This window comes from Dyadobacter sp. BHUBP1 (assembly GCF_050587785.1).
Lineage (GTDB): Bacteria > Bacteroidota > Bacteroidia > Cytophagales > Spirosomataceae > Dyadobacter.
On record NZ_JBOBIH010000006.1, the window covers coordinates 149,393 to 171,539 of the forward strand.

The 22,147-nt window shown below is 48.9% G+C and carries 11 protein-coding genes; 6 read left to right on the forward strand and 5 right to left on the reverse strand.

Annotated features, from left to right (window positions below; all coding sequences use genetic code 11):
• Positions 1 to 281: 281 nt before the first annotated feature.
• The 4 genes from ACQ4MZ_RS22750 to ACQ4MZ_RS22765 all read right to left on the reverse strand — a co-directional run bounded on the left by ACQ4MZ_RS22750 (position 282) and on the right by ACQ4MZ_RS22765 (position 6,747).
• On the reverse strand, positions 282 to 1,013 hold the full coding sequence (locus ACQ4MZ_RS22750) for a GntR family transcriptional regulator (protein WP_430848822.1): 732 nt from the start codon (positions 1,011 to 1,013) through the stop codon (positions 282 to 284).
• Between the two features lie 102 nt (positions 1,014 to 1,115).
• Complete coding sequence (locus ACQ4MZ_RS22755; RefSeq protein ID WP_430848824.1) at positions 1,116 to 3,779, reverse strand: hypothetical protein; 2,664 nt, start codon at positions 3,777 to 3,779, stop codon at positions 1,116 to 1,118.
• A 17-nt stretch (positions 3,780 to 3,796) separates the two neighbouring features.
• Positions 3,797 to 5,548 carry a class I mannose-6-phosphate isomerase gene (locus ACQ4MZ_RS22760; protein WP_430848826.1) on the reverse strand — a complete coding sequence of 584 codons (1,752 nt, stop codon included), beginning with the start codon at positions 5,546 to 5,548 and terminating at the stop codon, positions 3,797 to 3,799.
• A 2-nt stretch (positions 5,549 to 5,550) separates the two neighbouring features.
• Positions 5,551 to 6,747 carry a DUF4185 domain-containing protein gene (locus ACQ4MZ_RS22765; RefSeq protein ID WP_430848828.1) on the reverse strand — a complete coding sequence of 399 codons (1,197 nt, stop codon included), beginning with the start codon at positions 6,745 to 6,747 and terminating at the stop codon, positions 5,551 to 5,553.
• A gap of 203 nt (positions 6,748 to 6,950) precedes the next feature.
• Here ACQ4MZ_RS22765 and ACQ4MZ_RS22770 point away from each other — a divergent pair, with 203 nt between their 5' ends.
• From ACQ4MZ_RS22770 to ACQ4MZ_RS22780, 3 genes are all read left to right on the forward strand, one after another.
• Entirely contained in the window at positions 6,951 to 9,371 is a 2,421-nt protein-coding gene (locus tag ACQ4MZ_RS22770; RefSeq protein ID WP_430848830.1) for a TonB-dependent siderophore receptor, read from the forward strand.
• A 120-nt stretch (positions 9,372 to 9,491) separates the two neighbouring features.
• Positions 9,492 to 12,023, forward strand: coding sequence for an alpha-L-fucosidase (locus ACQ4MZ_RS22775; protein ID WP_430848832.1), 2,532 nt, complete (start codon positions 9,492 to 9,494; stop codon positions 12,021 to 12,023).
• A 147-nt stretch (positions 12,024 to 12,170) separates the two neighbouring features.
• Positions 12,171 to 14,525 carry an ABC transporter permease gene (locus tag ACQ4MZ_RS22780; RefSeq protein ID WP_430848834.1) on the forward strand — a complete coding sequence of 785 codons (2,355 nt, stop codon included), beginning with the start codon at positions 12,171 to 12,173 and terminating at the stop codon, positions 14,523 to 14,525.
• Between the two features lie 23 nt (positions 14,526 to 14,548).
• On the opposite strand, the gene ACQ4MZ_RS22785 is transcribed toward ACQ4MZ_RS22780, so the two are convergent.
• On the reverse strand, positions 14,549 to 14,878 hold the full coding sequence (locus ACQ4MZ_RS22785) for a helix-turn-helix domain-containing protein (protein WP_430848836.1): 330 nt from the start codon (positions 14,876 to 14,878) through the stop codon (positions 14,549 to 14,551).
• Positions 14,879 to 15,115: 237 nt separating this feature from the next.
• Between ACQ4MZ_RS22785 and ACQ4MZ_RS22790 the strand changes: the two genes are divergently transcribed.
• Genes ACQ4MZ_RS22790 through ACQ4MZ_RS22800 form a run of 3 tightly spaced genes read left to right on the forward strand, consistent with a single transcriptional unit; the run spans position 15,116 to position 22,038 of the window.
• Positions 15,116 to 18,313, forward strand: coding sequence for a M4 family metallopeptidase (locus tag ACQ4MZ_RS22790; RefSeq protein ID WP_430848838.1), 3,198 nt, complete (start codon positions 15,116 to 15,118; stop codon positions 18,311 to 18,313).
• A gap of 28 nt (positions 18,314 to 18,341) precedes the next feature.
• A complete protein-coding gene (locus ACQ4MZ_RS22795) occupies positions 18,342 to 21,521 on the forward strand; it encodes a M4 family metallopeptidase (RefSeq protein ID WP_430848840.1) in 3,180 nt (1,059 codons plus the stop codon).
• 25 nt (positions 21,522 to 21,546) lie between these two features.
• On the forward strand, positions 21,547 to 22,038 hold the full coding sequence (locus ACQ4MZ_RS22800) for a T9SS type A sorting domain-containing protein (protein ID WP_430848842.1): 492 nt from the start codon (positions 21,547 to 21,549) through the stop codon (positions 22,036 to 22,038).
• Positions 22,039 to 22,147 lie beyond the last annotated feature (109 nt).

Consider the following 22,147-nt stretch of genomic DNA (forward strand, 5'->3'; position numbering starts at 1 on the left):
AAATATTATCGGAAATAATAATTCATTGATTTTGTATGAATTTTATAAGTAAACGCTGTTTTACAAAAAGTGAAAATCCGTAGAACTATGCGTGCAGAAGGGCGGTAAATGTATCTACAATTACCGTCGTCAGTTAATACTCCTTTGACCTTTTTCGATAGTCCGTTGCCAATGCGAAGTAAAATGGGAAGCAGGTGCAGGATAACAGTTAACAAAACGGAGCCACCCATCCGGCAATGTCCGGACTTGTGGCTCCCATATAAGTTTGAAGATTATGCCGGCTACTCTCTTACGCTTTCAACTGTATATACAAAGCTGTCGGCACGGTAGTAGCCGATATTGTATTCGATAGGCCGTTCGCCCTGGTCAAACACGAAACGTTTTCTAAAAAGGATGGGACTTCCGGGTTCGACTTCCAATTTCGCAGCGGTGAACTTGTCGGCCGCAATCGCGCTCACCTCTTCCTTCGAGAGCGTAGCGACCACCATATGGTCTTTTTCAAGAATATCGTACAATGGCCGTTTGAAATCCTCCTCGCCAGTAAGTCCTACTCTCGGATGGAAATAGGAGATAAAATAGACAAACGGCCCTTCGGCTTTACCCCGGAGCCGCTCTAATTTCAACACCTTTTTATCGGTGCCAATATCAAAGAAGTTGGCAATTTTCTCGTCGGGCGTCACCCAGGTCACATGCAGCTCGAAATTCTTGACGATAATCCCGCGCGCATTCATCTCCTGCGTAAAGCTCAACCAGTTCTTTGATTTTGAACTAATTACAGGCTCCGTCACTTTCGTACCGACCCCCTTTTTCCGGATAAGCAGTCCTTCATACACCAGCTTATTGAGTGCCTGGCGCAGGGTCGACCTGGAAATGGCCAACCGCTTTGCCAGCTCCACCTCATTCGGCAAGAACTTCCCATCCAGATGCTCCGGAGAGTTGATCATGTTGCGTAATAAGTTCTCTGCCTGGATATGCAAAGGAACAGGACTCTTGTGATCGATACTAAATTTCATATTGACGGATTGCAGATAGACAAAAGCAAAAATAGCAATTTTGACCACGCCCGGAAATATTAAGCCCGACGAACCCTTCAAAGTCCTGTAACCAACGAGGCATTATTCGAGCAAAAAGCTCGCGGGCTGGTATGCCCCCAGGGAAAAACGGAGCTTGTTATCTGTAACAGAAAAAGGCTTACCCACCACCTCTCCGCGAAGGTTGACGGGAGTAGCTTTTGCAAATTTCGATTTTTCGGGAAAAGAGACTGTAATATCCCCGGCCTCGCCTGCCTGCTCCCATAGCCGTAAAACGATTCCTGCGCCATCCGGATTATCGCCAAATGCAGTCACTAAGGTACCTTTTCTTGAAACGGCCAACCCCTCCTGCCAGGTTGGAAGGTGGCCTTTGGGACCATCGGCAGCCCCGGTGAGCAACGGCAGCCGCGCTTCCCACGCGTTACGCACGAGATCCTGGTTCGCCTTCGTCTTCCCGTCAATTCCCCAAATCCTCACTTTTTCACTCCATGAGCCATCCTGCCAGAGCGGGAAATTGGTGTTCCACATATTATTGTAAAGATTGATGAATACCGCAGCTTTTCGGGGCATATCGGTTTCCGAATACTTCCACAGGCCCGGCTTGCCCAGGCTGATTAACGGTGAATCGATCGGGGAAAGGCCTACACCCGAACCGTCCGCTCCGGTTACGGCCACTCCCGAGTTAACCGCCATCAGGTATCTGTTGGTACCGGCAACAATATCCTTCGATGGATCGACCATTCCTCCGAGCCTCCCAACTGTAAAAACCGGCTCTTTCACCACCAGCGGGAAACATAACCAGCCACCTTCCGGATGCTTTTCAGCCGTTTTGGAATCTACAAACCATTCCACATCGATGTAACCTTCATGCTTTGGGAATGAGAACACGATCTGATAACCTTTCGCCAGGCCCCGGGTATCTTTCGGCGTTAATGTTGCGACGTCAGCCACATCGGAACTGGCAATATTGACGTGCCAGTTTTGCGGAGTTGACGCAAGATAAGGAACCTGCGCCGCGTCGGCCATCCCGGGCTTTCCCAGGTCGTTAAGCCCCCACCCTTCCTTAATTCGGCTGTATTGGTTAAACCATGCCCCAACCTCATTGCTGCTGAATCGTTCATGCAGAAACTGCCCCGCCACATATCCCTGGCTGGTGTCAATGAGCTCTTTACCGCTCTTTTTCTCAACGAGTGATGAGATCCCGCCCTTTTTCAGATCAAAAACCACGCTGAAATGAGGTGTTTCCAATACAGAAAGTGTGCTCGCGGCGCCGGTGGCCTGCCCGATTTCCTTTTCTGAAAACGACGCAAAACCCGACGCCGGCACATCCCGGGCCAGAAAGTATGTCCCCTTTTTCCAGGGAACCTCCACCATTCCCGACCGCTTCCATGGTAACGGATTGTACACGACCATCCGCTTTCCCTCCATACCGACCGACCTGGCCAGCAGTTCGAGGTGATTGCTCAGCTGGCCCTCCACGATCTGTGCAGCGTTTATGATGTATTGCCGTTTCTCGTCATAGGAATGCAGCCATTTTCGCTTGCTGCCCGTCTCGGGGTGCCGGGCGGAGCTATTCTTTAACAGGGGATAATCACCATTCGCTGGGATTGGTTCGGCCTCCGCTTCGCGCATCCATTTTTTCCAGTCTTCACCATAACTGTAACGCGGCCCGTATTCCGCATTCATTCCCCAGGTATGCTCGGCGTATAAAAGACTTTGCTCATAAGCTTTCGCCAATTGCTCTGAAACCGGCTGGACCGGCAGTTGCCATATCTTCATTTGCGTGTTCAGGCCTTCAAGCGCCGGGGCCATGGGCCGAACTCGCCTTGCAGTCCCTGTTTCCTTTGGGTTGGCCAGAACGCCGTGTATCCAGGTGTCCGGCATATCCCCCTTGATGACAGGGAGTTCCGGGTTTTCTTTTAAAACAGCGCGGGCAAAATCGTCCAGCGTGCCCAAATGCACCTTTACTCCCGGCAAATCGGTTGCAATTTTCTTAAGAATAGCATCCAGATGCTCTTTTGCCGGAGGCCCTTCATTGTCATTGGTCATGATCATTCCCAGGTAATTTCGGCAAGGCCAATCGGCACCTGGTTTAATTTCCGACCCATATAGTGCCGTGTACTGACATAATATCCGCGAACCGTCGGCACCCTCCCACCAGAACAGCGGCGGTACCCGCGGGTACTGACTGGCAGGATTGCAGCCCATTTGAAGAAATTTTACGCCCGCGTGATGCAGCAACGTCGGCAACACCCACGAATGGCTGGGTACGTCGGTCAATTTGGCGCTGATGGGCAACGGCACCCCATAAGTCCGCGCTACTTTTGATGAAAATCCCAACCCGCGTACAAGGTCTTCATAGTCGAGCGATTCAGTGTGCGTCGTGAACGGATAGGCATGCACGGCAATTGCACCTTCCCGGATCGCCTTTTCAATTTTTCGCTTGCGCTCGGGCGTTTGCAACGGTCCCAGGATTTGCTCGCTGAGCGGCCAGCCGGGCACAGTCCAGGTAAAACGCTTTTCAGGCGGCAGCTTCGCATTATCATCGATTATTTTCAGCGCTCCGTCCATCATTTCGCCGCGGTATCTTTGAAACACATTTTCGGGCAAATCGGTGAAACCTAGATCGAAATGAGTCTTGAAAACCAACCAGATGTCCGTGACCTTCGGATGATCGGCCGTGTTTTTCTGCGCCGGAGCCGGCAAAGCCAGCGCCGTCAAAATCAATAGTGTTGCTCTTTTTAACATTCGGACAAACGAAATTTCTATTTTCTAACGTAGGCTTTCAACGTGGCGCATTTCTTTCCTACGCTCTTTCCCGACGGCGTTATTGTATACGACGCAACATCCGCAGGCACGATGAACGTCTCGGCATAATGGATTACATATGGCTCAAAAAGACCATCAGGGCTTTCCACCACAGCTTCATCACCTTCCACGAGATTGACTACGTTCAGATTACCGTTGGTATAATGGGTCACTTTGCTGTCGAACCAATGCCTCCTGGTTTCGATAAACTGGGTATTGAACAGCCCCGTCGATTCTTCCATCGAATGGCCATTTACCGAAATCTGTTCGACCTTGTTGAAGAGGTTTTCTTTCACCCAATCCTCGTCCCGGCTCCAATCGATCACGTTTTTACCATGCTCGATGTTGATCGGCCGCGGCTTGCCGTCGAGGCCCAGCCTGCCCCAGTCCCACAGTTTGAAGGTAAAAATGTAGGGGGTAGCCGAGATTTCGAGGACAACCGCATTCTTGCCGGAGCAATGGACCGTACCTGCCGGGATCAGGATGTGGTCATGCTTTTTGACAGGCAGCTTATTAACGTACTTCTCCGCATCAAAATCCTCCAACCCGCTCTGGGCTTTTTCCAGCTCTGCAATCATATCCGCCGCTTTCACATTTCTGCGAGTGCCCAGATATACGCAGGCATCCGGACCGGCTTCCAGAAAATAATAACTTTCGTCCTGGGTGTAATCCATGCCAAAATGCTCCTTGATGTACTGCCGCGTAGGATGTACCTGCAAGCTCAGGTTGCCGCCATCCATGGTGTCGAGGAAATCGAAACGGATCGGGAACTCGGCTCCAAAAAGACCGTAAACGTGCTTGCCGAGCAATTGCCGCGGCCGGGTAAGCACCAGGTTGATCGAAGGCAGCTCGAAAACACACTCACCAAATTTGAAAAGCAGGCTGTTTTCTTCGGGAACACAGTCGAATCCCCAGGCGTAGTTAACCTCCCCCCGATCCAGGTCAGCGACTTCTTTAAGCCATTGCCCTCCCCACGGTCCCGGATCGAAAAACGGAACAACCCTGAACGGCCGTCTGACAGCTATGTCCAGTCCTTGATGGTAAAGCTGCGCATTCACCATTTTGGGTTCGTCCTCTTTACAGGCGTCGATGAAAAAGTCTATCCTATCAAAAAACAGGAGCTTATGGCGGTCGAACACCCGCCAATCGAGAAAATAGCCCTGTTTATATTTCAATGCAAATTGATCGTCCGCATTATCCATACCGAAGTTGCCGACGACGCCGCGTTTCATTCTTTTCTGGATTTCCCAGCGCGCCAGATCAGCATAAATAAGTAGATCGGGATCCGCAAAAAGGGCGGCACCCTCGCCATAAACGACGACTATCCCCGAGGCAATGCTGTGAATCTGCTCACGAACCTTTTGCAACTGGTCGGTATCAAAAAAGTCGGCCATTTCGAGGTCATTCATTTTCCCGAAGACCTGATCATCCGTCACGAACGGGTATACCATCGCCCCGATCTCGGGCACGCTTTTAAGCACATCGCCTGTATGGATTACCGCGGCCGCGGGCATGTGCCGCCCGACAGCTTCCCGTATCGGACCGGTATCGACCCCGTGATACACATCCACGCAGATCACACACCTCGGCTGGCTGGCTTCCTGGACAAAGCGCGCTACCTGCCCAAAAATACCGTCCCAGCCCACAAAGCACATGTCGGATGATTTGCTTACTTCTATAAAGGGATATTTATCGTAATTTGAAGGCATTTCTATTTTGATTTGGAGCTTTGGCTAAATTGGATCCGCACAAAGCGCGGACGATAAAGATTGGGTTGTTTGGGCAATACTTCCAGAAATTTGAAAGTATTGACGTTATAAGAAATGAGCAATTCGCCCCGGGAGGACAATGCAGGATGCGCTTTGGCATTGTAGGTAAACAGGTCGGGGTCGCGGATATCCGCGGACGTTTTATACAATACAATCCTCGGCCCGAACGGCCCATAAGGCGTTGGCCCGATCTGCATGCAGATTTCAGGGAAAATGCTGCCAAGCTGATACACCAATGCATATTTACCAGGCGCCAGCATACTCACACTTAGCTCGTTCGAAACCGAGTCGCTTAAAGCTGCAACCGCCCCTGCGTCTTTCGACCAGCCCTTCTCTCCCCGGAACTCCCATTGATCAAACACTGTGAGCCGGTCGGGTCTCACCCTTGCTGCCACCAGTTTTTTGGTGGAGCCCTTGACGCCATAAATGTAAACAAAGCCATCGGGCGAGGTTTCTCCGGCTGCCCGGCTATTGTTATAGATGCCTGCACCAAACGAAATCGTTTCCCCGCCGGCATGGTAGTCGTTGAACGGCAGCGCAAATTGCTCGTGATCCGCATAAGGGAAACGGCTGCCGACTGGTACCCTGATCACCGAATTTCCCGTTTCCTTAAACGGAAATGGTGAATTATCGTGTGTGTTGGTGATTTTGTAAGCAAAAATGAAAAGGTCTTTGCCAGCGTCCGGATTCACGAACCCGTCGCCCAGCCAGAAATAGGTATCCTTGTCGGGTTTGTCGGATTTCGGGATAAATACGGCGCGATACCCTTCTCCGCCGCTTGCAACCCGGAATGCGATTTTGTCCGGATCGGGTGATTTCCCACGCAACAATGCGACCGAATTGTTTACCAGCGAGAACCCTGGTTTTAGCGCAGCCCCATCAATTTCCCCCAGGACGGTATCACTGAAAAGGAAAAGAATGCTGTCCTCCTTCTGGGTATCGCGTCCGGAAAACGGGATCGCAAATATACCATCGCCGCCCAACCAGCCCGATTTTCGCAGGAACAGGTCCGACCACTCCGGCGCCGGCGAAGCTGTGAATTCGTTCACATTCAGTTCGCACACGCTTGTGTGTGCTTGCCCGGACGCGTATCCGAGACAAGACCAGATTATCCCTAAAATCAGAGTGGTGTTTCTCATCCGCTGTCCAATTTTCCTTAAATATAGTTTATATGTACATATGTATATACATTATTTCATTATCCGGCTTCTTTTCCTTTCACTTGCCGCCCGCACAGTAGTGGTTACCAGCTATTATGTTACCGGAATATTACAAAAACCTTTGGAACTCTTGCGTACAGGAAATACTTTTGCGGCATTCAAATTATAATAAGTCTAAATAAATGAAATATCTGTTATACCTACTCATTTGGTTGCTCTTGCCTTCACTGGTGCTTGCCCAAACAGGAAAAGTAAGAGGAAAGGTTGTCGACAATACCCAAATTGGCATACCCGGTGTAAGCATCATCATCAAAAGTGCCGGACTCGGTACTTACACCGATGAAAATGGTGCATTTGAAATATCCAATATCAATGTTGGCAATTACATTTTATCCGTTTCATCCGTCGGGTTTAAAACCCGGGAACTACCGCTGGCTATTTCGCAGGATGAAGCCGAGCTTGGGGCCATTACACTTTATGAGGGCGATGAAATTTTGCGCGAGGTGGTTGTGCAGGGTGAAAGGGAGAACAAATTCTCTCGTAGTAACACGGCATACGTCGCCAAGCTGCCTTTGAAGGACTTCGAAAATACGCAGGTGTACAGCACGATCACCAACTACCTTTTACAATCTCAGATCGTTACCAATTTTGATGACGCGCTCAAAAACGCGGCCGGGGTCGATAACCTCTGGACTTCCACCGGCCGGGGTGGAGATGGTGCCGGCTACTATTCGCTTCGCGGGTTTTCTGTACAGCCAAAGCTCGTGAATGGCCTTCCCGGGCTAACGAACGGGACAATTAACCCCGCCAACATTGAGCGGATCGAAGTGCTGAAAGGACCTTCGGCCACGTTGTTTGGCAACGCGGTGAGTTCTTACGGCGGGCTTATCAATGTGGTTACGAAAAAACCTTACGTGGGAACGGGTGGCGAGCTATCGTTTACGACCGGCTCTTTCGGCTTAAACCAGATTACCGGCGATTTCAACACGGCCCTGAACAAGGAAAAAAACCTTTACTTCCGTTTGAACACTTCATATGCGACCGAACGCAGCTTTCAGGACGCGGGTTTCAGAAAGTCGTTTTTCGTAGCGCCCTCGCTTTCTTACAAAGTGAATAACAGGTTGTCCTTTTCATTTTATGGCGAAATCACTCAGGCCGAACAGACTAACCCGATGTTCCTCTTCCTGAACCGGAGTGCTCCCTCGGTCGCGAAAAACATGAAGGAGTTGGGATACAACTACAAACTGTCGTTCACCAGCAATGATCTGACTTTGCAGAACCCGACCCAAAACTACCGGGTTGAAATGGATTACAAACTGTCCGATACCTGGCAATCGCAAACGCTGGTTTCCAAAAGCGCCACTTCTACCAAAGGCTATTACACCTATCTTTTCGATTACGGCATCCTGAAAGGCAACACATTTTCCCGTTTCCTGAATAAACAGAATGAATACACCGGGACATCCGATATCCAGCAGAACTTCATCGGGGATTTCAAGCTGGGTTCGCTGAGAAACCGCGTCGTACTGGGTCTGGATTATTTCACTGCAACTTCCACCAGCAACGGCACCGCCTACGCATTTTATGGAAATGTTACACCCGACGGTGGTTCTAACGGCGATGATCCATTTACGCCCGAGGTCGAAACCACCGCTTACCCGCTTTCCGCAGCCGCCGTCGACGCAGTGCTGGCTTCAAAAAATGTGGCTAACGCCAAATCGAAATACAACATTTACAGCGCCTACGCTTCGGATGTATTGAATATTACCAAAGCATTGTCCGTAATGGTAGGTCTCCGCCTCGACCATTTCGACAATGCAGGCAGTGTATCGAGCTCCGACGATGATTACAACCAAACCACACTTTCGCCAAAGTTCGGGATCTTGTACCAGCCACTGGTTGATAAACTCTCCGTTTTTGCCAACTATCAGAACGGCTTCACCAATGTAGCACCCGAACTCGTAGGCAACCCGGAAGACGGCCCGCAAACCATCAAGTCTTTCAGGCCTGAACAGGCGAACCAGATCGAGTTCGGTTTTAAAACCAATATCATTAATAACAAACTGAACCTCACCGTCAGCTACTACGACATCCAGGTGAAAGACCAGGTAATCACCGATCCGGCATCCCCCTTCAACAAAATCCAGGGCGGCGAAGCTTACAGCCGGGGATTTGAGGTAGAGCTGAATGCCAACCCGGTGAAGGGGCTCAATATCCGGGCAGGGTTCAGCAACAATAAAAGCAAGACAACCAAATCGGACAACGAGCAGATCCTGAATAAGCGTCCGCTGGGAGCAGGCCCCAAGACACTCTACAATATGTGGGCTAACTACGAACTACCGGAAGGGAAACTGAAAGGCTTCGGCGTAGGCGCCGGGTTCAACGGTGCGAGTGAGCGGTATGCGATCAACTACACCTCAACGGGCGACTTTATGTTGCCTGCCTATACCGTAGCCAATGCTTCCCTGTTCTACCAGGCTGCACATTACCGCATCGGATTGAAACTCAACAATGCATTTAACAAGGAGTATTACAAAGGATGGTCGACGATCGCCCCGCAGACGCCGCGCGCATTACTGGCCAACTTCACCTACACTTTCTAGGATTTAAATGAAAGAAACGCCGGAAAGTAACCGAAAGCCGCCTTACCGGGGCGGCTTTTTCCTTTATCCGCACTTTGGCACAATATTTCTAGCCATATTTGCCAAAACAACCTTGATGCTATGAAAAGGATTTCTCAATTGATGATTGGTATCTTGTTTACACTTCTAGCGGTTTCCTTGTCCGTTTCAGGACAAAATCCCGGTCTTCAAATCACTACCACATCTTCCAGCGAGTACAATAAAAGTCCCAAAACGTCGATATACCCCGCGTTCGTCGACAACATCATCTACCAGTCCTGGACAGAGGCCGGGCCATCTCCCTTCTTTCAACTGACTGCTGAGGGCGGCACGCCGCCTTACACCTGGACTCTTGCCGGCGGCGAACTACCCAAAGGACTTCAAATGGATAAAACCGGAAAAATCAGAGGTATGGCCAGCAAAGAGGGCAACTACGCATTCACCGCCCAGGTAACCGATTCGAAAGGCGTCTCCGCTACCAAGCCACTTGTTTTTGAAGCTGCACCATATCGGTCCAAATGGTTTGCGGATGCCAAATTCGGCATATTCATACAATGGGGAATCTTCACACAACCATCGCTCAAGGGCAAGGACGGCATCGAACAATTTGAGAAAAGAATTACCAAGTTCAATGCCGACGAATGGGCACAAACGGTCGTCGACCTGGGAGGGAAGGTGCTGACAGTTACGATCAATGCGGGTGACGGGGTGCGCTTATGGCCCTCGACAACACCAAGCAAGCTGGAACTGAAAACCAAACGTAACCTCGTCAAGGAGTTGATTGATGCCTGTCATAAAAAAGGAATCAGGTTCATAGCCTATTTCGCACCCGACAAGGCCTGGAACAAGGACATTGTCGACACCGGTCTGGATGGTACGTACGGCACCCTGAATCTGGGGTTGATCAAAGAACTTGTATTAATGGGTGTGGACGGTTTCTGGATCGACATGACCTCTGCCACAGAACTTTACCAGGGTTTCGATTACAACTGGTTCCCCTGGAACAAGATGATCCCGATCATGCGCGCCAACAATCCCAAAGTAATATTTGCCAACAACACCGGCCTATATAATGGCGGCACGGTACTGCAATATCCCAATACCGATGTCATCATCTACGAAGGCGGTACTTCCCCCTATGAAACAGCACTGGAAGTGGCGAAACCAACCACTGTCAAGAAAAAGCTGGCTATCGAGGTTGACAATTTGCTGGACAACACGTGGTCATGGCGGGAAGATCCCAAGCTCAGATCTCCGAAACCAGTGGACATGATGATACGGAATATCAAGAAAAACTGGGAAGTGGGCGCTACTTACATACTTAGCTATCCGGTCCCTGCAAATGGCGACATTTTTCCGGAAGTCTACCGGGAAGAACTGAAACAGATCGCCAGTTTTGTCAAAAAGAATCAGGGATGGAGTGAAACGCCAAGAGCCTCCTTGTCCGACACGATTGATTACGACAAAAGTCAAAAGTTGGTGTTGACTGCTTCTCCCCGTTCAAAAATATACTATACCATTAATGGGAACCGGCCAACAATAAAGTCCAAACTCTATAAAGCGCCGATTCCGATCACTAAAACAAGCCGCGTTCAGGCTATCTCGGTAGAACCGGGAAAACCTGCCAGCAAAGTATTTGACCAGACATTTACCATTTTGACCAATGCCAACAGGACGGCGGCCAATGCCCGTTCAGCCTCGCCGGCTCCGGCATTGGCCGCCACGGCATCGGCCGCCGCGGCATCGGCCGCCGCGGAAGTGTCCGGAAAAACCGAACCGAACGGTTTTTACAGGGGAATGCGCATTACAGTAGGCCCCACGCCTATCCGGCTCACGGATATCGGCCGAAAATATATCCAGGGCAACAAGGATCGACATCCAATTATCATTACACGCTTTACAGACGACCATCCTGTACTGACCGCATCGCTGAATACCGCGTTGCTGCCTGTGGCTGATGATGGTTACCAATATGCGCCAATCCCCCCGCTTCTGTTGGAAGCCGGGAAGTCGTACATCATCAGCATCGGCGAAAATGGCAATGACAAATTTGCGCCGGAGGATTTTAAGAATATCCCCTCTTCCACGGACTACCGGGTTGTTGAATACAACATTTTAAGCCCATTGGGCACCAAGCGACCCGTCATAGACGACAAAATAGGCCAACTACTTAGTTTGAAATACGAAAAGATGAAGGCCAGTGGAACAAGAGTTAACCTTGCGTTGGGTAAGCAAGCATTTTTGCGGGCCAACAATGAAGCCGCTCTCGGCCCGTCGAGCCACATATTCTTCGCGGAAAACGCCGTCGACGGTGATCTTGCCACGATGGCGCTTGCCGGAGGCCAATATCCCTGGACGCTGTTGGTAGACCTTGCAAAAATTGAAACTGACATCAAACAAGCGAAAATAACTTTTGCGCAAACCAATTACTCGACAGAATTCAAGGTAATGGCATCCGCTGACAACAAAACGTGGACAACACTTTTAGAGAAAAAGAACAATTCAGACAGGGTCATCGATTTGAAATTCAGTCCCATCGATGCGCGGTTCTTCAAAATCAGATCATTCAAGCCTGAAAAAAAGGGAGATGTCGGCGGCGGAATGGGAATACTCGAATTCGAACTGTACCGGTAGGCAGCGTCCCGGGACGAACGCGCATTGTTCGTTACCGGACACTAGCCGCGCCCACATCACCACTTAAACATCTGGCTATTAATTATTTAATTTTTTGGCAGGCTATTTGATTCCAAATATTTCAGATTTGTCTGGAAGAACAAAAAGATGCTGGAAAACTATCTCAAAATCGCATTCAGGAATCTGCTCCGAAATAAGGCTTTTTCGGCGATTAATATTCTGGGGCTATCCGTCGGTATGGCAAGCGCCGTACTTATCCTGTTTTGGATGTACAATGAAATCAGTTACGACCGCTTTCACAAGAATAAGGACTATCTGTACGAAGCCTGGAACCGCGGGACGTTCGACGGTAAATTGCAGTGCTGGAATTCTACCCCACAAGTGCTCGGGCCTACCCTGAAAGCGGAATATCCCGAAGTCGACTACATTTCGCGCAATTATTCCCGATGGTTTGTGACGCGCGCAGGTGACAAGAAGATTTCGAGCGAAGCCATCATTACCGATCCTGCTTTCCTGACGATGTTCGACTTTCCTCTATTGCAAGGAAATGCAAGGACGGCTCTGAACTCGGTCGGTTCGATGGTGGTTACTCAGAACATGGCCATTAAAATGTTCGGTACGGAGGATGTAATGGGCAAAGTCATATCCATCGACAAGAACAATTTTACGATCACCGGTGTGATGCAGAACCTGCCACCCAACACTGCATTCCGGTTTGAATACATCCTTCCGATCGAATATCTGAAGAAGATCGGCTCGGCCGACGACGGCTGGATGTTTAATACGGTGAAAACCTATGTTCAGTTGAAACCCGGCACAAATCCGGAGGCATTTGCCGTGAAGATCAGGGATATTACGATCCGCCATTCCAACAAAACAGAAGAACACGAAGTATTCCTCCATCCGATAAGCAAGTGGCATTTGTATTCCAACTTCGAGAACGGCAAAGTCGTTGGCGGACGGATCGCTATTGTGCGGCTCTTTGGTATTATAGCAGCATTCATACTGCTGATCGCCTGCATCAACTTTATGAACCTCAGCACCGCGCGCAGCGAAAAACGGGCCAAAGAAGTGGGTATCCGCAAAACGGCCGGAGCCGCCAAAAGCCTCCTGGTAGGCCAGTTCATCGGCGAATCGATCCTGATCGCGATGATCGCCGGCACGATCGCGATGATTGCAGTTTACCTTACCTTGCCCGCATTCAACACACTGATCGGCAAAGAACTGGAGGTACCAGTAACGAATCCGACATTTTGGGCTGCCGCATTTGCGTTTATCCTTTTTACAGGCGTAGTAGCAGGAAGTTACCCCGCATTCTACCTTTCGTCGTTCAAGCCGATCGGCGTGCTCAAAGGGACATTTAAAAAGACACACGCTACATTCAGTCCCCGGAAAGTACTCGTTGTCGTACAATTCAGTTTTGCCATCGTTCTGATCATTTCTACGCTCATCGTGGTAGAACAAATCCGTCACGCCCAGAACCGCGACCCTGGTTACGACCGGGGACAAGTGGTATATCACTGGATTACCGGTGATTTGGGCAAACATTATCCGCAAATCAAACGCGAGTTGCTGAGCGCAGGGATTGCCACCTCGGTAACCAAAACTTCCTCTCCATTGAGCAGCGTTTCCTCCGATACATGGGGCATCGAATGGCAGGGCAAAAACATGGCCGAAAAAATTGATTTTGATATTTTCACCGAAGACGAAGGGCTCGTCAAAACCGCCGGTCTGCAACTCATTCAGGGCCGCGATATGGACCTTACGAAATTCCCTTCCGACTCAGCGGCTGTTCTGCTCAATGAAACCGCGGCCAAAATACTCGGCTTCAAAGATCCGATCGGGCAAACGATCAAAGACAATGGTCTTCAATATCACATTGTTGGTGTGGTAAAGGACTTTGTGATCCGGTCGCCTTATGACCATCAGAGCCCCCTGATCATCGAAGGTGCGCAAAGCTATTTCAACGTTATACACATGAAACTCACGGCCGACAAACCTGCAGCCGATGTCATGCCGGCCGTCGAAGCCATTTTCCGTCGCTACAATCCAGAGTACCCTTTTGAATACCATTTTGTGGACGAAGACTATGCGCTGAAATTTGAAGACACCCAACGTGTAGCCAGGCTCACCGGTATTTTCGCGGGCCTCACCATCTTCATATCATGCCTCGGGCTGTTTGGTCTGGCCGCCTATATGGCCGAAAACCGCGTAAAAGAAATTGGTGTGCGCAAGGTATTGGGTGCCAGCGTGATGAGCATTGCCGCACTACTTTCCGGTGAATTCATGGCGCTTGTGGTCATTTCCATTGTCATAGCCGTGCCGGTTGCCTGGTATGTTATGGACCTGTGGCTAAACGATTTCGAATACCGGATCGGCATTCAGTGGTGGACATTTGCAGTGTCGGGCATATTGGCGATTATTGTGTCGTTGGCCACCGTCAGCTACCAGGCGATACGCGCTGCACTGCTCAATCCCGTAAAGAGCCTGCGCAGCGAATAAACGCATTCAAATACCTGCAACCATTACTCGGAGCTGATCCCCCCTTTAAGGGCGATGATCAGCTCCTGTTGCGTTTGGATCAGCTGGTGTAGTACCTGATTGTCTTCATTTTGAAATCCGGTTTTCAAAAACTTCACCTTATGCAGGCTTATCAATGTTTCAATGTCTGTTTCCAGGATCGCCGCGATCTCCGAAAGCCGGCCCATCGTTATGGAATCCTGTTCTTCATTTTCCAGCTGCCGGTAACGCTGCTTGGAAATCCCTAGCCGCCCGGCCACGTATTCCTGCGAATAACCCAACCGGTTACGCACGAGACGTATATTATCACCGATAGGAATTTTTTGTTCTTTCATGGGGTGCCACTGACAAATCTTTTACCTGAATAAAGGCCGTTTGTTACCCATTATTCCTATTCCCAGTTTTCAATCGGCAACCGATTGATTAGCCTGTGTACACTCCTAGTTCTACTCCTGCAGACAACTAGTTAAAAGTATCACCAGACTGGTTCTTAACCACCACTTCAATGAACATAATGCCACGGTTTTTCAGGCTATTTGCAATATGTATTTAGTACAAAAACTACACGCATTATGAAGAGAAAATTACGATTGCTTGTTTGCTGCTTTATCTGTCTCCTGGCCACATTCACCTCCGTACCTGCACAACAGATTTACAACCAGAAGAATGTTACGCAGGATGTTCTGACAACTCACTATGACGATTCGAAACCGTTACGTGTAATGGAATATACCCTGGATCAGGCAGGAACTATAATTCGACGCCAACTGGAAGTATTACCTGAAAATGATCTGCCATTGATAAAGGTCCGGAGACTAGACAAGAATCTTGTCGAGTTTCCTTTTGTCAATGCGCCACCATTTGATGCACTATTTGATGACGGCGCTCCCGACTTCGAAATAGCAGAAACCGCCGCTACGCTATTGCACGGCACCGAAGTATCACTAAATGCAATCAAAGATAAATTCGGCTGGCTCGGGATTGACAATCAGGCCGGCAACGGAAAGCCAATTATATGGAATGTTGTGGAGGCCGTCAACCCCAATTCTATTCCAGCACCCAAGTACGGCCCGGTACAGCAGGAATTTTTCCTCTTTGCAAACGGAAACGAGCTTGAGAAAGTCACCAGGATTGAAACTGTATGTCATGAGATCGTCCATGCCATCATTCACTCCAAAGTCGGAAATGCAACACTGGTGGGAGTTGACCCTTGTGGTGAGAGGAATGTGTTAGAGGAATCTATCGGCGATATTATTGGATTATATGTTCTGAATGAATACGAACAAAACTCCCCCGCATTATACCAATGGACCTGGTCCAAGGGCGTGATATATCAGGGTAGACCTTTTGACAATCCCAACAACTTCAGTCTGCCAGACACGTATTACGGAAATTTTTACGCAAGCACTTGCCCAGTCGCTGGCAACTTCCCTGAACATCAGAACGCTACCGTAATTGATCACTGGTACTACCTGCTGGCCGCCGGTACAACAGGAACTGAGACAAATGACCTGGGATATTCCTATCATTTGAATGGTATAGGTGTTAATAAAGCTATCCAAATCGTTTGGAAATGCATTGACTTTCTCGACCTAAAATCCAATTTCAAAGACCTTAAAAGTGCTACGCTAAAAGCAGCCGAGCAGCTTTACGGCCTCCACTCCACCGAATACCTTGCAGTCATGGACGCCTGGTGCGCGGTAGGCATTTGTGAAAACAACCTCGGTCCATTTTATATGTCCCCTGCACACGGAGCTACCGGTGTCGAGCCCTGGCCTGGGGTGGATGTAAATGTAACCTGGGAAGGCTTGCCTGTCGATGAATGGGAGGTCCAAATGGCAACGAATGCGGCTTTCACTGAAAATGTGCAAAATGTGCTGATCAAGAATTTTTCCGTTGTGATCGAACCTGGAGGGGAAAGCGCTTATTCGGGATTTGCAACAGGCTACTACCTTCCGGGAGCGCGTGTATATGCCCGTGCGCGCATCACACAGGCAGGTGCCAATTTTTGTAAGGGATACAATCCACTTTGCGTGTTATATCAGCAATATGGCCCGGCTCATGCATTCACACTTGACGACAAGCAGACCCAATTCTGGCATACAGTACCCAGCGACCACTGGACCGTCAATCCGTGGAACGACCCGTCGATTTCATGGAAAAGTGTCGGAAATGCGGAGCAATACGTTTACGAGGTAAGTGAAGACGAAGCATTTTCAAAAATCGCTTTTACCGGCACCACCCCATTTTCCGGTAACTTCACGGAATCCGGCACTATCAATACAATGCTGGATCCGGGGAAAACCTACTTTACCCGCGTAAGGGCCAAGCGATTCAATACCCCATATCTAATCAACAACTATGGCGCCTGGTCTAAAACTGAACCGGTTAATGTTTCAACACCAAGGACCTCCGTCCTTCAAGCTTTGAATCAAAAACCGGGTGACCCGGCCGTGGAGGTCAGCAGTCTCGGATTTTGGGTCGGTTGGTATTCTTATTCGGGTGCGAGTAATTATGTTATTCAAATTGCCACAGACGACGCATTTCAGAATATTATCCGCACGAAAACCGTTGCCGGCAATCTGACCACCGCATTAATAGAACTACCATCACTACCCGATTTGTCCTACTTATCAGTTCGGGTACTGCCGCAACAAGGTAGCGAATTTGGCCTTTGCGACAACGTATGGCGGGTCAAAACCAATAAAACTGCGACGGTCCCAGCGATGAAAAATCCCATCAACGGTACTGCCTTTGCCTTCAAAGCACCCGTTGCCGCTTTTGAATGGAAGGGGGGAACCCTCAACCTAAACCTGGTACATCATTTCGAATTACATTTCAAGAAAAAGTCCTCCAATCTTACTTCCATCTTCACAACACAAGATGTAAGTTTCAATATCGGCCTGATGGACGCCTCCTTGTTCGACAGCAAACAGGGTTTTGAAGTGGCAGTCTTGGCAGTCGGGCCACTCGGAGCCAAATCTGCGCTATCCCCACCATTCACCTACAACATTTGCCCGGACCAGCCTGATGTAGTCTTTCCCGTCGACTTGATCAGCGAAATAGATGCTCTTCAGGATTTCGATATCAAATGGAAAGACAGTTTCTGGTTTGATCCCGGAAGTGCATATCTGGTCACGATCAGAGATGCCAAGACCTCCGCCCTGGTACCAGGGTTCAGTAACAAACCAACAACAATAACCTCGATGCCCGTTCCGGCCGGAACGCTCACCAATGGGAACAAATACTCCGTAACCGTCAAAAATTCGTCCTCGTGCGCCGGAATCTTCGCAGCGGATAACGTTTTCAAAACAGTAGGTTCGGGATCCAACCAACCGCAGCCATCCAAACTTGTCAATTTTGAAGTTGAACTAAAAGGATTTCGCAACGACCAGGACGGCCTTGCTTGGGAAACCTCCGACTATGTCCTTGGCATCGAGTTTATCGATCCGGATGGCAATGCATTAGCTCTTTTCGACCCGGGCAATAATCTGGTTACAGAGCTCCTGGTAGATTCCGAAAACTCGGGCGTAATCATGCAAGCCTTCAACAAGCCCCAAGGCCAGTACAAGCTCAGGCTCAAAATGAAAAATATCTTCAATCCGATTCTTTACTACCCCTTCGACCAGCCGCGGTTTTCAGTTTTTCTCAATGGGCAACCCATTGTTAACCCTCACGTAATCACAGTCGATTTTGCCAATCCAAATTCCACGTTTAACGAATGGATTGTCGGCTTCCAGTTTGCAGATATCATTCTGAATGTAATTTAGAACCTTCACCAAACACTATACTGTCATCATGAAAAATCTACAATATGCTCTCGTAGGAGCCCTTTGTCTGTTGCTTCACAACGCACTATCTCAAAACCTGTACAACCCCAAAAATGTCGATAAAACGGTGATGACTTACTACCAGGGAATGCAGACAATGCGGGTATTGGAACACACAATAAATCCAGATCCGCAAAGCGAAAAAATCTACCGGCTCGAGACATTGTCCGAAAACGGCTTTCCGCCAATTTCGCTTGTCGGAACAGACAACGGCTCGACTGTTACGTTCGAGGACAAGTTTCCTTATGACGATATGTATTCCGATAATACAACCCCGTACCTCAGCACAGAAGCAGCGCAACTATTTTATGGATTTCAGACTGCGATGAAAATCTTTGATCAAAGATTTGGCTGGAAAGGATTGGATGCGATTGGTGTGAATCCAGCCAAAATATTCATCGAAAATTCAGATGAAACACAGAGTAGCGAATATTCCTACGCCAAGTATTCTCTAACCAACGAAGATTTCGTATTCGGCAAAAGTGTACAACAAAATACCCCCTTGTATTGCTCGATGGATGTTGCTGCCCATGAATTTAGCCATGCTGTTATGGCACACAGGAATAACGTCACATTCTTACCCAGTGTTTGTACAGAATACCGATCAATAGACGAAGGCCTTGCCAATGTATTTGGGATTTACGTCAAGAATAAAGTATTGCAGTCTACGCCCCAAAGCTATAACTGGTTTCTGATGGAAGAGTTTTTTCTAAAGAAATGGGATCTAAGAGACCCAAAATCAAATAAGTTGGCTGATACATACAAAGGCAAAAATTTCGATAATGGTTGCTCAGCGAACTATGATTATGGTGCAGGAGCAGGTGTTGTAGTCAAATGGTTCTACCTCCTCTCCTCTGGTTTTGCAGGTTCGGCTACCAATGATTTAGGGTATCAATATGGTAACCTGACGGGAATAGGCGTAGAAAAAGCGATTCAAATTATCTGGGATGCTATACCGAAGCTTAAAGCTTACTCCGACTATCCGGCATTCAAAACGTTCACACTTGATGCAGCAAAACAGTTATATGGTGGCAATTCCGCAGAATACCAGGCAGTCGAAAAAGCCTGGTGCGCGGTAGGCGTCTGCGACAATAACCTGCCATTCTTTTCCATTTATCCGGCCAATGCCTCGGCTAACATCGACCCATGGCCCGCGGTTAAAGTTAATTTTTCGTGGGACAACGACGCACGCGTTAAGGAAGTGGAAGTGCAAATGGCCTCGGATTACAACTTTACCAATCCGCAGGTATATAAGGTGAGCACCTTCGACACCTTTTTCAAGCCGGGCGGGGGCGTATTTTACAAAGGCAGCGCCAGCGGCTATTTTCGCCCGCAGGAAACGGTATATGTGAGGGCCAAAATCACCCAGGCTGACGCCAATTTTTGCAAAGGATTGAATCCGCTCTGCAAAGTCTATCAGCAGTTCAGCCCCACACATGTCTTCAAACTGGCCGATAAGCGGGTCGAGTTCTGGCCGTCAGCTACCTCCACCACTGTAACGCCATGGTATCCGGAAATAACCTGGAAATCAATGAAAGATGCCGAGCTTTACTTGATACAGGTTGGCAACGATCCTTACTTTAACTCCGTAGTCTATGAAGGATATGCGCCGCATACCGGTAATTTTACGGAAACCGGGCATATTAACGCAACCCTGGATATCGGCCAAATTTACTATGCACGTGTCGCGGCAAAAAGACTTGATAAGCCGGTACTCCAGAGCAACTATGGCGTTTTGTCTAAGCCCCTGATAGTTAAAACGTCCATCCCTTCAACATCCGTCATCCAGGCTAAAACCCAAAAGCTAAATGATCCACCGACACCCATTGGAAGCCTGGGGCGGTTAGTCAGTTGGGATCCGGTACCGGGCGCAACCGGCTTTGTGGTGGAAGTCGCGAAGGACAATGCTTTCTTCGACATTGTATCGTCTGTCAACTTACCTGGAAATGCAGCCAGCACCATCCTGCTTTTCCCGCCATTGCCTGATCAGACCAATCTCTTCATCCGCGTACGTCCCAAAAACAACCTCGCCTTTGGCATTTGCAGCAATGTATGGAGGATCAAAATAGATGAAACGGCAGCGTTGCCCCTAATGACATCGCCTGCAAACGGAATCACGTTTCCATTTAAGAACTTCGCGGCAGCAGGTTTTGAATGGAAAAGCGGGTCACTTAACATGAATACCGTCGATCACTTTGAACTTCACCTTACCCGAAAGACATCCGGATTGACCTCCATTTTTACTTCCCAAGGTAAGGCAATGCAATTATTCGTTCAGGATCCATTGCTGTTTAATGACCACCAAGGTTTGCAAGCAAGCGTACTGGCTGTCAATACGCTAGGCGCAAAAACAGCTCTTTCACTGCCTTTTGATTATACCATTTGCGACGACCACCCGGCCGTTTTCTTCCCCGGTGATTTGGGCAAGGTCGATCCTACCAAGAATTTTAACATTCAATGGTTCCCAAGCGAGTCGTTCCCTTCGGGCAGTCAGTATTTGGTGACTATCAAGGAGGCCGGACTTAACGCATTGGCCGGATTTACCGACAAACCGACGACCTCCAATTTCATGCCTGTTCCCGTCGGTACGCTTATAAATGGCAAAAACTATACTGTAACTGTTAAAAATTCGTCCTCCTGTGCAGCATTATTACCACCAGTCACGTTTTTTTCCGCGGTCGGTTCAGGCGGTTCGAACCAACCTCCGCAACCTAAGCCAGTTGATTTCAAAATCGAATTGAAAGGTTTCCGAAACGATCCGGATGCATTCTCGATTCCACCGGCTTACGGAACATCCAATTATGAGTTCGGAATCGAGTTCATTGATCCCGATGGCAATGTTCTGGCACTCCTGGACCCAAATAGTATGCAGGTGACAAAGCTACTCGTCGACTCTGAAAACTCAGGAGTAATCATGTTCGGCGACGACAAACCACAAGGGAAGTACAAGCTAAGGCTCAAACTGGCCAAAATTTTCCCGCCCAACACCTACTATCCGCTCGACCAACCACGCTTCTCCGTATTCCTCAACGACCAGGTAGTCGTGTCGAACCATGTTATTACGTTTGATATCTTCAATCCCGGTTCAAGTTTTGATGAATGGAAGGAAGGATTTCAGTTTGGCGATATAATCCTGGACATCAAATAAATCTTAAAATCTAAACAAACACGCTATGAAAATCTCCCAATTACTATTAGCCGCCGGAATCCTCTCAGCTTCCGCACTGACGGCCCGTGCGCAACAAGTACGGTACAATACAAAGTCGTTGACGATCAACCGCAACGGCGATTTCCTCACGGCCATCGACGCATCGGGCAAGCACGTGGCCAGTGTGGATCTGACCAAACCTGCATTAAAAGGCAAGGTCGTCGCATTTGTCTATTCCAGCAAAAAGAAAGAAGCCGATAACGAGGTCGCCGAACCGACTACAAGCCTGACGATCTTTCCAAATCCTGCCTCCAAAGAGGTGCAGCTTAATTTGAAAGGAAGCTGGAAATACCCCGTTGATGTACAAATATTCGATCGCAGCGGGAACACGATGCAAAGAGATCGTCTCGATTCATCGGAACGCACATTGAACATCGCTTCACTCAGGCAGGGTGTTTACGTGCTAAAAGCTGAGTCAGGCGAATCAAGGGTGGTGGAGAAATTGGTTGTAGAATGAGTTTCTGGTGGTGCATAGATTAAAACCAGTCGAGTAGCTAAAACAGAAGCCGGACATTGCCTGGCTTCTGTTTTCATCTCCTTCCGGCGGTGGAACGGCTACGCTCTAA

Coding starts and splice junctions, on each gene's coding strand:
- ACQ4MZ_RS22795 (WP_430848840.1), top strand. CDS start 18,342: ATGAAAAATCTACAATATGCTCTCGTAGGAGCCCTTTGTCTGTTGCTT.
- ACQ4MZ_RS22770 (WP_430848830.1), top strand. CDS start 6,951: ATGAAATATCTGTTATACCTACTCATTTGGTTGCTCTTGCCTTCACTG.
- ACQ4MZ_RS22765 (WP_430848828.1), bottom strand. CDS start 6,747: ATGAGAAACACCACTCTGATTTTAGGGATAATCTGGTCTTGTCTCGGA.
- ACQ4MZ_RS22800 (WP_430848842.1), top strand. CDS start 21,547: ATGAAAATCTCCCAATTACTATTAGCCGCCGGAATCCTCTCAGCTTCC.
- ACQ4MZ_RS22790 (WP_430848838.1), top strand. CDS start 15,116: ATGAAGAGAAAATTACGATTGCTTGTTTGCTGCTTTATCTGTCTCCTG.
- ACQ4MZ_RS22755 (WP_430848824.1), bottom strand. CDS start 3,779: ATGTTAAAAAGAGCAACACTATTGATTTTGACGGCGCTGGCTTTGCCG.
- ACQ4MZ_RS22775 (WP_430848832.1), top strand. CDS start 9,492: ATGAAAAGGATTTCTCAATTGATGATTGGTATCTTGTTTACACTTCTA.
- ACQ4MZ_RS22760 (WP_430848826.1), bottom strand. CDS start 5,548: ATGCCTTCAAATTACGATAAATATCCCTTTATAGAAGTAAGCAAATCA.
- ACQ4MZ_RS22785 (WP_430848836.1), bottom strand. CDS start 14,878: ATGAAAGAACAAAAAATTCCTATCGGTGATAATATACGTCTCGTGCGT.
- ACQ4MZ_RS22750 (WP_430848822.1), bottom strand. CDS start 1,013: ATGAAATTTAGTATCGATCACAAGAGTCCTGTTCCTTTGCATATCCAG.
- ACQ4MZ_RS22780 (WP_430848834.1), top strand. CDS start 12,171: ATGCTGGAAAACTATCTCAAAATCGCATTCAGGAATCTGCTCCGAAAT.